Source organism: Pantoea ananatis LMG 2665, from assembly GCF_000710035.2.
GTDB classification, from domain to species: domain Bacteria; phylum Pseudomonadota; class Gammaproteobacteria; order Enterobacterales; family Enterobacteriaceae; genus Pantoea; species Pantoea ananatis.
Genome location: NZ_JMJJ01000005.1, coordinates 116930 through 130039, shown reverse-complemented (window position 1 = coordinate 130039; position 13110 = coordinate 116930). Strand labels below are relative to the sequence as shown.

The 13110-nt window shown below is 53.6% G+C and carries 14 protein-coding genes and 1 pseudogene; 6 read left to right on the top strand and 9 right to left on the bottom strand.

Translation table 11 applies throughout. The features are described 5' to 3' along the window. Positions 1–131: 131 nt before the first annotated feature. From EL29_RS08560 to rlmA, 3 genes and pseudogenes are all read left to right on the top strand, one after another. Positions 132–250 (top strand): annotated as a pseudogene (locus tag EL29_RS08560) (DUF2627 domain-containing protein). 37 nt (positions 251–287) lie between these two features. Beyond that, positions 288–497, top strand: coding sequence for a transcription antiterminator/RNA stability regulator CspE (cspE, locus tag EL29_RS08555; RefSeq protein ID WP_001062678.1), 210 nt, complete (start codon positions 288–290; stop codon positions 495–497). 137 nt (positions 498–634) lie between these two features. Continuing rightward, a complete protein-coding gene (rlmA, locus tag EL29_RS08550) occupies positions 635–1444 on the top strand; it encodes a 23S rRNA (guanine(745)-N(1))-methyltransferase (RefSeq protein ID WP_014605700.1) in 810 nt (269 codons plus the stop codon). On the opposite strand, the gene EL29_RS08545 is transcribed toward rlmA, so the two are convergent. The 4 genes from EL29_RS08545 to manX all read right to left on the bottom strand — a co-directional run bounded on the left by EL29_RS08545 (position 1441) and on the right by manX (position 4669). Continuing rightward, positions 1441–1899 (bottom strand): DUF986 family protein, encoded by a 459-nt coding sequence (locus EL29_RS08545; RefSeq protein ID WP_014593854.1) that lies wholly within the window; start codon positions 1897–1899, stop codon positions 1441–1443. The genes rlmA and EL29_RS08545 overlap by 4 nt on opposite strands. Positions 1900–1988: 89 nt before the next feature. Next, positions 1989–2834, bottom strand: a complete 846-nt coding sequence (locus EL29_RS08540) for a PTS mannose transporter subunit IID (RefSeq protein ID WP_013026024.1) — start codon at positions 2832–2834, stop codon at positions 1989–1991. A gap of 15 nt (positions 2835–2849) precedes the next feature. Further along, positions 2850–3650, bottom strand: a complete 801-nt coding sequence (locus EL29_RS08535) for a PTS mannose/fructose/sorbose transporter subunit IIC (protein WP_026020938.1) — start codon at positions 3648–3650, stop codon at positions 2850–2852. A 44-nt stretch (positions 3651–3694) separates the two neighbouring features. Beyond that, a complete protein-coding gene (manX, locus tag EL29_RS08530; protein ID WP_014605701.1) occupies positions 3695–4669 on the bottom strand; it encodes a PTS mannose transporter subunit IIAB in 975 nt (324 codons plus the stop codon). A 500-nt stretch (positions 4670–5169) separates the two neighbouring features. Here manX and EL29_RS08525 point away from each other — a divergent pair, with 500 nt between their 5' ends. After that, on the top strand, positions 5170–6738 hold the full coding sequence (locus EL29_RS08525; RefSeq protein ID WP_014593852.1) for a TerC family protein: 1569 nt from the start codon (positions 5170–5172) through the stop codon (positions 6736–6738). An 82-nt stretch (positions 6739–6820) separates the two neighbouring features. Here EL29_RS08525 and pdeD read toward each other — a convergent pair whose 3' ends face one another. The 4 genes from pdeD to pabB form a co-directional block, all read right to left on the bottom strand. Next, positions 6821–8383, bottom strand: coding sequence for a cyclic di-3',5'-guanosine monophosphate phosphodiesterase PdeD (gene pdeD / locus EL29_RS08520; protein WP_028715230.1), 1563 nt, complete (start codon positions 8381–8383; stop codon positions 6821–6823). Between the two features lie 213 nt (positions 8384–8596). Next, positions 8597–9961, bottom strand: coding sequence for an L-serine ammonia-lyase (locus EL29_RS08515; protein ID WP_014593850.1), 1365 nt, complete (start codon positions 9959–9961; stop codon positions 8597–8599). A gap of 186 nt (positions 9962–10147) precedes the next feature. Beyond that, positions 10148–10711, bottom strand: a complete 564-nt coding sequence (locus tag EL29_RS08510; RefSeq protein WP_013026018.1) for a CoA pyrophosphatase — start codon at positions 10709–10711, stop codon at positions 10148–10150. Beyond that, positions 10712–12070, bottom strand: a complete 1359-nt coding sequence (gene pabB, locus EL29_RS08505) for an aminodeoxychorismate synthase component 1 (protein WP_019105118.1) — start codon at positions 12068–12070, stop codon at positions 10712–10714. A 109-nt stretch (positions 12071–12179) separates the two neighbouring features. On the opposite strand from pabB, the gene EL29_RS08500 reads away from it, so the two are divergent. Further along, positions 12180–12365 (top strand): YoaH family protein, encoded by a 186-nt coding sequence (locus EL29_RS08500; RefSeq protein ID WP_013026016.1) that lies wholly within the window; start codon positions 12180–12182, stop codon positions 12363–12365. A 15-nt stretch (positions 12366–12380) separates the two neighbouring features. Here the strand turns inward: EL29_RS08500 and EL29_RS08495 are convergent, their stop codons facing one another. Further along, on the bottom strand, positions 12381–12725 hold the full coding sequence (locus tag EL29_RS08495; RefSeq protein ID WP_014605705.1) for a RidA family protein: 345 nt from the start codon (positions 12723–12725) through the stop codon (positions 12381–12383). Positions 12726–12876: 151 nt separating this feature from the next. On the opposite strand from EL29_RS08495, the gene EL29_RS08490 reads away from it, so the two are divergent. Beyond that, a complete protein-coding gene (locus EL29_RS08490; RefSeq protein WP_013026014.1) occupies positions 12877–13044 on the top strand; it encodes a hypothetical protein in 168 nt (55 codons plus the stop codon). Positions 13045–13110: the final 66 nt, after the last annotated feature.

The following is a 13110-nucleotide window of genomic DNA, read 5'->3' as shown; positions in this document are numbered from 1 at the left end:
AGAAAGTACATTCTCTGGGAGCTGTCTTGCAAATATGTGAAAAGCGCCGACCGTGTTTATAAAAATGGCTTGCCATTATTTAGCGGATATGTGATAACAATTCGTGGGTTAAACGAGGTACAGTTCTGTTTATGTATGGCATCTTCAGTAAAGAAGTTACGAGTAAAGACGTTGACGTTGAATACCGCTTCCTTGCCGAACTTTAATCAGTGCCTCATTCAGTAATGTCTCTGTTTTATCTGTAGGTTAGCCTCCGGGCAAAATAAACACTTTAAGGAATTAGTAAAATGGCAAAGATTAAAGGTCAGGTTAAGTGGTTCAACGAGTCTAAAGGCTTCGGTTTTATCACTCCAGCTGACGGTAGCAAAGATGTATTCGTACACTTCTCTGCTATTCAGGGCAACGGCTTCAAAACGCTGGCCGAAGGCCAAAACGTTGAGTTCGAAATCCAGGACGGCCAGAAAGGCCCAGCAGCGGTTAACGTTACTGCTATCTGATTTCGCCTCAGACGGGTGCCATGCACCACAGTCTCAGATATTAAAGCCTTGGCCAACTGGCCGAGGCTTTTTTTACGCTTTCGCTATTGTTTCCCGTCAAGTACACTTCCGCGCGTTAATCTTTGCCGGAGCGCCTGATGTCTTTGAACTGCCCACTTTGTCACTTCCCCCTGACCCTGACTGACCGCAGCTGGCGCTGTGAAAATCGCCATCAGTTCGATCAGGCGAAAGAGGGCTACGTCAATTTGCTGCCCGTTCAACATAAAGGTTCACGTGAACCGGGCGACAGTGCAGACATGATGCAGGCGCGACGTGCGTTTCTGCAGGCCGGTCACTACCAGCCTTTGCGGGACAACGTGGTTGCTGTCCTTAACCAGCATCTGAACCAACCGGCTGCGCAGATTCTGGATATCGGCTGTGGAGAAGGCTACTACACGGGCGCACTGGCCAGCGAGCTCGCGCCTGAGGGTCAGGTTTATGGTCTGGATGTGGCGAAGATGGCCGTCAGGCTGGCGGCAAAGCGTTACGCCCAGGTTTTATTTTGCGTGGCATCAAGCCACCGCCTGCCGTTTGGTGATGCTTCGCTGGATGCGGTGGTCCGCATTTATGCGCCCTGTAACGAGACTGAGCTCAGCCGGGTCATTAAACCGGGAGGCTTTTTACTCACGGTCACGCCCGGGCCTCATCATCTTCAGCAGCTTAAGGCGCTGATATACCGCGACGTTCAACTCCACGCCTCGGAAGAGAAAAGCTACCAGGGATTTCGTCAACTCGCCCAGCATCGTTTAACGTATCCAATGGCGTTGAGCGGGCAGTCTGCCACCACCTTGTTGCAGATGACGCCCTTTGCCTGGCGCGCGCGACCTGATGTGTGGCAGAGCTTAGCGGAACGTACGCAGTTTCCCTGCGACGCAGACTTTATGATCACCCTGTGGCAACGCGATTAGCGTGCCTCCACCAGGGTCTGGTAAATGCGTTCCAGATCGTCAAGCTGTTGCACGGCGATAAGCAACCGCCGCTGCTCAAGCTGCATCACCAAAATACCGTCCTCGGAAAGATTGATGCTCTGTATCTGTGGATACGTTGTCCATCTGCCGGCATAAAACAGCCCCTGACTTTTCATCAGCAATTTGGGGCGGCGCACCCAGAAAAGCCAGAACGATAAAAAGCACAGCACCATCAAAAGCGTGGTTGTGAGTTTCGGCCCCTGATGGGTCAGATTGTTCCACAACAGAATGAGCAGTAAGCCAATAAAAATCAGGCTGTCTGCTTTGTGTTGGCGTTGGAGCGGGACACGTAAAAGCGCAGGGCCATGACGACGTGGCAGCACGGCTTCAACGTAAATAGCCAATAACAGAAGGGCAGCGATGCAGAGGGCGATGACGATGTCGGTCAATGACATTCTTCTTCCTTTACTGATTAAAGCCGGGCGTGAGTCACGCGACCACAATCTGAAAACATCGGGAGCCGCAGCTCCCGATGTGATGCCGGTTACAGCCCGAGCAAACCAATCCAGTAGCCAAAAATACCGATAGCAAAAAAGCCCACAATGATCCACAGGGCATTGACCTTACGGCGCAGCAGCCACATACAGGCGAAGGTCAGCAGGAGCGGTACGATCCCCGGCATCAGCTGATCCAGAATCGACTGCACGGTTGTCACCGTGGTTTTTCCGGTTTGATCGGTGATGCGTGAAACCACCAACGGAATGTTGACGTGCGTCCACTTATTGACCAGCGCCCCCATGACAAACAGGCCGAGTATGGATGCCCCCTCGGTCAGTTTTTGCAGGAAGCCACCGCCCATATCGCTGACGATATCAATCCCCTTACGGTAACCATAAGCGACGCCGTAATAACGGGTTAACAGACGCGCCAGGTTAAACAGGATAAAGAACAGCAGCGGACCGAGCAGACTGCCGCTCATTGCAATCCCCGCGCCTAATGCCGCAAATACGGGACGAACGGTTCCCCAGAAAATCGGGTCACCTACGCCAGCCAGCGGGCCCATCAGGCCCACTTTGATGCCGTTGATGGCACCGTCATCAATCGCGGCACCGTTGGCGCGCTGCTCTTCCATTGCCATCGTCACGCCCAGCACAGGCGCGGCGACGTAAGGATGTGTATTAAAAAACTCCAGATGGCGTTTGATCGCCTGCTTACGATCGTCATTGTTTTCAGGATAAAGACGGCGAATGACCGGCACCATTGAGAAACAGAACCCCAGCGCCTGCATACGTTCAAAGTTCCAGGAGCCCTGAAACAGGTTTGAGCGTAAAAACACAGCGCGTACGTCACCCGGCGTCAGTTTCTTTTCGACTTTTGTTATATCAACCATGTTGTCACCTGTTCCTTAATCGAGTTCGTTGTCGAGGTCGTTAGCTGACGGTGATGCCGCAGGCGCACCGGCTGCGCGGTTATATTTCGGGCTGAGCTGGATATAGAGCACCGCCATCACCACGCCAATCACGCCCAGTGCCACCAGGTTAAAGCTGGTAAACGCGGCAGTAACGAAACCCAGATAGAAGAACGGCATCAGGTAGCCTGCGCGCATCATGTTAATAACCATGGCATAACCCACCACCACGATCATGCCACCCGCGATGTTCAGGCCGTTGGTGACCACCTCCGGAATAGAGCTGAGCAGGGAGTGAACCGCATCCGTTCCTACCGAGATAGCCACAATCAGCGCCGGAATCGCGATGCGCATGGCCTGAAGCAGTAAGGCGGAAACGTGGATCCATGAGATGGCCGTGAGGTTGCCTTTCTCCGCCGCTTTGTCAGCGGCATGCTGGAAGGCTACGGTCAGCGTACGCACGATGATAGTCAGCACCTGACCGGCTGCCGCCAGCGGAATAGCCAGGGCGATACCGGCACCGACGCTCTGTCCACCGGCAATAACCAGAATGGTGGAGATAATCGAGGCCAGCGCAGCGTCCGGGGCAACCGCAGCACCGATGTTCATCCAGCCCAGCGCAATCATCTCCAGCGTACCGCCGATGATGATGCCCGTTTTCATATCACCCAGCACAATGCCAATCAGCGTACAGGCGACTAACGGACGGTGAAACTGGAACTCATCCAGGATCGAACCCATCCCGGCAATACAGGCAATGATAAAGATTAATACAATTTGAAGTGTGGTTATTTCCATCATACTGCTTGTCCTCTACAGGATAGAAAAAGACGGCTGGCGCGTTATGCGCTCACCTTTGCCACCAGATCCATCATTTTTAGTTTTGGATCGCCCGAAACTTTACGCACCTCAAGTTCGATGTTGCGTGCGTTAAGTTGGCGAAATGCGGCGATATCTTTTTCATCGACCGAGACGGCATTGTTGACCTGGGTTTTACCCTGGCGAAAAGCCATGCCGCCAATGTTAACGCTCTTGATATCAACCCCTTGCTCAACAATCCGCAGGACATCCGTCGGGTTGGTAAACAGCAGCATGACCCGATCCCGGGCATATTTGGGGTTATTCCAGACGCGCACCATCTTATCGACGCCCACCACATGCGCGGTGACGCCCGGCGGTGCCACCTGGGTTAACAGCGTTTTGCGCACGTTGTCGTTGGCCACTTCGTCGCTGACAACGATGATGCGGCTGACGTTGGTTTCCTTGGTCCAGCGTGTAGCGACCTGCCCATGAATCAGGCGGTCGTCGATGCGCGCCAGGCAAATATTCATATGGTCGTCGGGGGTGAGAGGGCGACTGGCATGCGGGGCGCTGGCCGGGGCGGAGGGCGAGGCGGCAACCGCTGCGGGTTTTTCTTCAGGTTGTGCTTTTAAGGCTCTGACGCCTTCGCGACCGGTTTCTACCGCAATGGCCACCAGTTCGTCAAAAGAGGGGTTATCATCCCGCGCCATCAGGGTTTCCACCAACATGGGAATGTTTACCCCGGCGACCACCTCATAATGTGTTTTATCAACGACCAGCCGGCTGGCTGCATTGAAAGGGCTGCCGCCCCAGGTATCAACCAGAAAAAGCACGCCCTGTGAGGTGTCCAGTTCTGTCAGTCTTGCCTGATATTTCTCAATCAGCGTGTCCGCGTTTTCTCCCGGGACAAAATCAATCCATCCCACATTTTCCTGTTCGCCTAAAAGCATCTCTGCCGTTTTTAGCAGCTGCTCCGCTGCCCAGCCGTGTGTACCAATTACAAGAGCAATGGTCACGTGCTACCTCCGTTCGCTTGTTAGTTCCTCAGAACCTGAGGAACCGTTAAGAATTATCGCGTTAACAATATCCAAATCTTGTTAATGTGATTTAACCTGACTTCAACATTGCAGGGATAACTAACTCACTACGTGATGCCGGATTTATTTTAGTGCCCGAAAAAATAAATTTTGTGACATTGGTTGGTTATTTGCAGCATGAAAGAGGGAAGTTGAGTTTTAAGTCACTCAATGCCGTCTGGCGTAAATGTAAAAACAGGAAAATTTTTTGACCTCGTTGTACGAACTGATACATTAGCGATCTGTTTATTATTCAGGAGTAGCGGGCAGCAGCCCACCCTTATGGATCGTCACCGACGTTGCTTAACCTTGTCTCTGCGCTCTTCAGCGCGCCAATTTACGCCAGACCGCGTTTTCTCTGCTTTTCCGGGCTTCTCTCTGTCACGTCCTTCGACGCGGGCATGCGTTAGCGTAATCACATCCTTTTTCTGGAGTCACTAATGGAATTTCTGTTCGACCCCTCAATTTGGGCGGGATTGCTCACGCTCATCGTGCTGGAAATCGTACTCGGCATTGATAACCTGGTCTTTATTGCCATTCTTGCGGATAAGCTGCCTCCTAAGCAGCGGGATAAAGCGCGGTTAATTGGTCTTTCTCTGGCACTGGTGATGCGCCTGGGGCTGTTGTCACTTATCTCCTGGATGGTAACCCTGACACGCCCTCTGTTCAGCGTGGGGGATTTTAGCTTTGCCGGACGCGATCTGATTTTGCTGGCGGGCGGGATATTCCTGTTGTTTAAGGCCACCATGGAACTGCATGAGCGGCTGGAAAACCGTCAGCTGGAAAACAGCGGTAACCGTAGCTACGCCAGCTTTTGGGCGGTGGTGACCCAGATTGTCATACTGGATGCGGTATTCTCACTGGATGCCGTGATAACGGCGGTAGGGATGGTGAATAACCTGCCGGTCATGATGACTGCGGTCGTGATTGCGATGGTGGTGATGCTGCTGGCTTCCAAGCCGCTAACCAAATTCGTTAACGCGCATCCTACTGTTGTGGTGCTGTGTCTGAGTTTCCTGTTGATGATCGGCCTGTCACTGGTGGCTGAAGGCTTTGGCTTTCATATTCCGAAAGGCTATCTGTATGCGGCGATTGGTTTCTCGATTCTTATCGAGTTGTTCAATCAGATTGCCCGTCGCAACTTCATTCGTCATCAGTCCCATCGTCCGATGCGTGAGCGCACCGCCGAGGCCATTCTGCGGTTGATGGGGGGACGTAACCGGGTGCAGAGCGCACCTGCGAGCACTGAAGAGCAGGCGATTGCCGTCGCGATGCCGCAGGAAGCGTTTAAAGATGAAGAGCGCTACATGATTAACGGCGTACTGACGCTGGCGTCACGTTCCATCCGCAGCATTATGACACCGCGCGGCGATATTTCGTGGGTGGATGCCAACCGTCCTGTGGATGAAATTCGTATTCAACTTCTGGATACGCCGCACAGCCTGTTCCCGGTGTGTCGGGGGGAACTGGATGAGATCATCGGCGTGGTCAGGGCCAAAGAGCTGCTGGTGGCGCTGGATCACGGCGTTGACGTTGCGACCTTTGCCGCCAGCACACCGACGATTATTGTGCCGGAAACGCTTGACCCGATTAACCTGCTCGGCGTGCTGCGTCGTGCCAAAGGTAGCTTCGTGATCGTGACTAACGAGTTTGGTGTGGTGCAGGGCTTAATTACGCCGCTGGACGTGCTGGAAGCGATTGCCGGTGAATTCCCGGATGAAGATGAAACGCCGGATATCATCATGGATGGCGACGGCTGGTTAGTAAAAGGCGGCACTGACCTGCATTCTCTGCAGCAGCTTCTGGACTTCCATGAGCTGGTGAAGCCGGAGGAAGATCATGCTTCGCTGGCTGGCTTGTTGATTGCGCAAAAAGGGCAGTTACCTAAGCCCGGCGACGTGATCGATATCGAACCGCTGCACTTCCAGATTATTGACGCGACGGAGTACCGCATTGATCTGGTCCGGGTAACCAAAGATCAGCGTGACGACGACGAAGAAGAAGGTTAAGGCCACGCCTGAAGATAAAACGCATCACGGAGTGATGCGTTTTTTTTGCGCGGAATAAACGCGATGGCACACTTTTAACGCATTACAGACCGAGGGTAAGCTGGTGCTGACGCAACCATTCCGGAAAGTCCTCCAGCGGCATGGGGCGGGCAAAGTAATAGCCCTGTAAATGTTCCACGCCCCGATCCCGCAGGTAGTGGGCCTGTTCCTCGGTTTCAACGCCTTCCGCAACCAGACTGATGTTCAGGCGCTGTGCCAGAGAAATCACCATATCCGTCACGGTGGCGTTGATGGCATCTGTGCCAATTGACGCGGTAAAAATTTTATCCAGCTTTAACACGTCCGGCTGCAAATCTTTCAGGTAGGACAACGAGCTGTGCCCGGTGCCGAAATCATCAATCGCCAGACGCACCCCAATGTCGTGCAGTTGAGAAATTACGGCCTGATCGACGACGGGCAGTGCATCACGTTCAGTTAATTCAACAACCAGCGTGGGAACGGGCTCGGCGGGCCACCAAAGCGTTTGCAGGTCTTCCAGAATGGCGCGGTCGCGGAAGTGGCTGGCAGCCACGTTAATGGCAATGTGAAAATGAGGGCTATGCGGAAGGTCGGGTAAGGCTTCGACAACGCGGTTCAGTACAAAGCGGGTTAACGGCTTAATCAGGTTCTGACGCTCAACAAGAGGGATAAAGACGTCAGGCGGAATCCAGCCCTGTCGAGGATTGTGCCAACGCAACAGTAGCTCAATGCCTTCACACTCAGACGTACGGGCATTGATCAACGGCTGGCAGTAAACCATAAACTCCCTGGCCGTAATGCCGTAACTAATCTGCCAGCTCAGACTCATACGATTGGCGGTCGCCAGCCAGACCACGTAGCCAATCAGTAAACTCAGCATCAGCGCCAGCGGCAACTGCGAGGGTAAAGATTCCAGCGCCAGGCGGGAAGGTGACGGACCATAGAGCGTCACGGTGTAAGGATAACGCAGTGAAGCCTCGGTATAGGTGACTTCATCCTCAGAAGGCTGCGTGGACTCAATCAACGGATTACCGTATTCCAGGCTTTTACCGTTGACGTTGAAAATGGCCCGTTCAACCCAGGGTGCCTGCGGCTCCAGCAGGTAGCTGCTCATTAATTCAATATTAATGGCCTGAAGAATGCCAGAACGATTATCCAGCGTCGTTGGCGTCCACAGTAATAAAACGGGTGAACCTTTAAGCAGATACTCATCCGTGGATAACACCATGCGCCGATCGTTAAGGGCCAGTTCGGGGTAGGTCTGACTAAATGAGATGTCCCGGGTGCCAAAAATACTGGAACAGTAGAGCGTGTCCCCATCGACCAACAGAACAGCGCGCACCGTTTGTAGTGACGAAATCTTTTCAATTAATGGAAAACGGGCATCCTGGCAGGGCATACCCACCAGGCCCAGCATGTTGTTCGCTGAGACGTCGAGAGGAGAAAATATGCGATCGAAACGCGTGATCGCCGTGTCGGCAAAGCTAATTGCTCGCTTTTGAATACGTGATTTTTCTTCAAAATAGCGAAAAGCCAGCGTTAATGTAAGAACAATCGAAGCAATCACCAGCGCAATAAGCAATCGCTTACGTCTGTATTGTCCACCATATTGCTGGGCCATGAACATCAAGAATCACCTTCCCAAAACCAGAAAATAGATATAGCTGGGTTGTTATCGGCACGGCCCGAAGCAAATTTAGGACCTGAGCGTAAAATGAAAGGTCATAAAAAAAGGAGAGCGACCCGAAGGTCGCTTTAACATTGTTAATATTTATAGCAGGCAGGACTGACTAATGCACTGGTTAAAAAGCAGAAAGTTAGAAACAAATCTCAAAAAATATTAGTCACACTGAACTTTTATCGCCAGTCCGCCGCGGGAGGTCTCGCGATATTTGGCATTCATGTCTTTTCCTGTCTCGTACATGGTTTCAATGACCTTATCCAGCGAAACGCGCGGCTCGCTGGTGCGGCGCAGGGCCATACGTGCAGCGTTGATGGCCTTCACGGAGGCAATGGCATTGCGTTCAATGCAGGGCACCTGGACCTGACCCGCCACGGGATCGCAGGTCAGACCCAGATTGTGCTCCATGCCGATCTCCGCAGCGACACAGACCTGCTCTGGACTGGCACCTAACAGTTCCGCCAGACCGGCTGCAGCCATAGAACAGGCAACGCCCACTTCGCCCTGACAGCCCACTTCGGCACCGGAGATAGAGGCATTCATTTTATAAAGAATGCCGATCGCGCCGGAGGCGAGAAAATAGCGAATAAAGATATCGGGCGTGACCGGTTCGATAAAGTGGTCGTAGTAGGCCAGCACGGCTGGCACGATGCCGCAGGCACCGTTGGTTGGTGCGGTGACCACGCGCCCCCCGGCGGCATTCTCTTCATTTACCGCCAGAGCAAACATGTTAATCCAGTCAATAACGACCATGGGATCGTTAGAGTGCTTGGCAGAGGAGATCAGCAGGCGGCGCAGTGACGCGGCGCGGCGCGGCACGCGCAAGGGACCGGGCAGCACGCCTTCGGTATTCAGGCCGCGATCGATACAGGCCTGCATGGTTTGCCAGATTGTTGCGAAATAGGCGTTAATGTCGTCACGCGAATGCAGTGCCAGTTCATTTTTCATCACCAGCCCTGACAGGGAAAGCCCGGTTTCACGGCAGTGTGACAACAACTCTTTTGCCGAGTGGAAAGGCCAGGGAACCGAAACTTCATCCAGCGCAGACTGACCAAAATGCTCTTCATCGACAATGAAGCCGCCGCCAACGGAGTAATAGGTCTTTGACAACACCAGCAGATCGCCCGAAAACGCCAGCAGGCGCAGGCCATTTTCATGCAGAGAAAGGTTCTCGCTGCGGAAGACCATGCCGCCTTCGCGAGGAAAATCGACTTCATGCGCGCCTTTCGCAACCAGCAGACGTTCCCGCTGCTGCACGTCTTTGATAAAGGCAGGAATGGAATCAATGTCTACGCTGTCAGGTGACTCACCCGCCAGGCCCATGATGATAGCGATATCGGTATGGTGACCTTTACCGGTCAATGACAGGGAACCATAGACATCGACGGCGATGCGTGTCACCTCATGCAGTTTGCCCTGTTCAGACAACAGATCCACAAACTGCTTACCCGCTTTCATCGGACCGACCGTATGAGAACTGGATGGGCCAATGCCCACTTTAAACATGTCAAAAACCGAAATCATGGGTGACACTCCTCACAAAAAAAACTTACCCTGCCGTGGCAGTTTATGGCGCTAATAGTAAACGGCGAAGCAGGATGAACGCGCTGCTTTTCGCATGAAATAAACTAATTAAAACCACGAAAAAAAATTATAGTGTGAGATCGCGCGGAAGCCCGTAAACAGGGTTAAAAATGAAAGCTGCGTCAACTAAAACGCAATTTGCTGACTCAGTGAACGAATAATGCCTGCTGTCATGCCCCAGACCAGGTAATCCTGATAGCGCGACAGCCACACAGGATGGCGAATACCGGCGCGGTAGTAGTCAAGCTCTGCGTAGCGGCTGAGGCGCAACGCTTCGGTCAGGGGCATTTCAAAAGTACTCACCACTTCATCGGGGTTGATGCGCAGCGCCAGGCGGTCCGGGATGATGCCTAACACAGGCGTGACCTGAAATCCTGTGCTGCTGGTCACCGCAGGCAGGCAGCCCAAAACCTCCACCTGAGCGGGTGAAATGCCCACCTCTTCCTGCGCCTCCCGCAAAGCGGTAGCGACCAGCGAACCATCTTCGGGGTCCTGCATGCCACCGGGAAAGGCCACCTGACCGGCGTGCTTACGCAGCCCGTGTGAACGCTGGGTCAGTAGAAGACCGGGCTGCTGACGTGCAACAATGGGAATTAACACCGCCGCATGGCGCCCAGAAAGCGGCTGCGTAGGTTGCTGAGGGGGCTGCAGCAGAAAGCGGGTGCGGAAATCCGCCAGGGTCAACGCCATTCAGGCCCCTTTTTCCAGCGCGGGCAAAATGCGGCTGACCTTATCCAGGGTTTCCTGATATTCCGATTCCAGCTCGCTGTCGGCCACTAAACCGCCGCCAGCCGAACAGTAGAGGTGATGATCTTCGGCAATCAACGTACGAATCGTAATACTGGTGTCCATCCGACCACACACACTCAGATATCCGATGCTGCCACACCAGGCGTTACGGCGTTGCGGTTCCAGTTCATCGATAATTTCCATTGCACGAATTTTCGGCGCACCCGTAATCGAACCGCCGGGAAAGCAGGCGCGTAACAGATCGCAGGCCTGCAGATTTTCGGGCAGCGTGGCGCGAACGGTGCTGACCAGATGATGCACTGCCGGAAAGGGCTCCACCACAAACAGTTCGGGTACGCTTACGGAACCGGCCACGGCGACCCGGCCTATATCATTACGCAGCAGATCGACAATCATCAGATTCTCTGCCCGGTCTTTGGCGGACGTCCGCAGACTTTCGGCCTGGGCGGCGTCCCGCAGCGGATCGCTGTCACGCGGGCGCGTACCTTTAATCGGGCGGGTCGTAATGACGTGTTGATCCAGCGCCATAAAGCGCTCGGGGGAAAGGCTGAGAATGGCGCTCTCCGGCAGGCGTAAAAAAGCGCTGAAAGGCGCGCGATTAGCCTGATTCAGCAAGCAGAACGCACGCCATTCGTCACCCTGATAACCGGCCTTGAAGCGCTGTGACAGGTTGACCTGATAGCAGTCACCCGCCTGGATATAGGCCTGGACCTTGCGAAAACGTTCCGCGTAGTCATCAACGCTGAGGTTAGCGGACCATTCGCTGGTCAGTGAAAACGGCGCGCTTTCGCGTGTGGGCCAGCCTTCCAGCCAACTGAGCCGCTGCGCAACATCCTCTACAGCAACCAGGGTCAATGTCTGACGATGATGATCGGCAATTAACGCCCAGTTGTAGATGCCCACCGCCATATCCGGCGTCTGCAGATCGGCGGTGGCGATCTGAGGTAACTGCTCAAAGCGCCGTCCCAGGTCATAGCCAAACAGCCCCAGCGCGCCGCCCACAAAGGGTAAATCCGGATGGCGTGTTGGGGAGATGCCCAACGCGTTGCAGTAGTGCTGCACGAGAGAGAGAGGATCGTCCTCACTGTTTTCATGGCCATGTGCATGGCGAATTTCTGTTATCCTGCCACGCGTCGTCAGTGTGGTAAGGGGATCGGCGGTCAGGATATCAAAACGGTTATCGCTGTGATCGGCGTGCCCTGACGACAGCAGCATCGCCCATGGCAGATGCGCAATACGGGAAAAATAGTGCGTAAGGGCGTCAGGAGAATAACGTAGGTTATGAGTTTGAACGTTCATTGAGCACAAAATCTGACATCAGAAATGCCGTTAGACTGACATATTTTTTCCTGACTGGCACCTGTTTGTTCCCCATGAAATAATGGCAGCCCTAAAGCAGGAGTGAAACATGATTACAGGATTACCCGCACTTTCACACGACCAGCAGCAACGCGCGGTAGAACGCATTCAACAGTTAATGGCAGAGGGCATGTCCAGCGGCGAGGCGATAACCCTGGTGGCGCAGGAAATTCGTGAAAGTCACACCGGAGAACTGATTCGGGCGCGCTTCGAAGATGAAGACGACGAAGGCTGACGCCCGGAACCGGGGTTAACGCGCGGCGATAATTTTTATTTCGACTTTATACTTCGGATTCATTAAGGCTGCCTGAACCGTGCAGCGCACTGGGGCATTGCCGGGTGAAACCCAGGCGTCCCAGGCGCGGTTCATTGCCGCAAAATCAGCTTTATCGACCAGAAAAATGGTGGCATCCAGGATTTTGCTTTTGTCACTGCCCACGCGTGTAAGCAGGGCGTCAATCACCGCCAGCGCATTGGCGGTTTGCGCTTCGGCATCCGCATCAAGGTTTTCAGGCACGCTGGTATAATAAATCGTGTCGTTATGAACAACCGCTTCGGACATACGATGTTCGGGATCAATGCGCGTAATGCTCATCATCTTCTCCTTATTTTTTGGACGCCTAGCCTGACATATTCCCGATGCCATTGTCATCCATTGCAAATGCCTGCGGGCGTCGGTCGCGCATCGTGGCCGGAAAAATGGTATAAAACGTCGCTTATCAGTTCAGGACTCCTAGGAAGAAGGCATGGCGAATACGCAATATCTGTTTTGGGTGATGTTTGGCGCACTGGCGCTGCTGTCTGTGGTGGTGTCAACTTTTGTGGGCATGTCGCGTACGGCCAGACAGGGGTTTATCACGCTGGCGGTTTTATGGGTGATCCTGGCGGCGGGTGCGCTTTATATCAGTCATTAGCGGCATTCCCTGCATCCAGCTAGCATAATGGAGACGCCCGCGTCAGCAATTTCCTTAAGGCGGGAA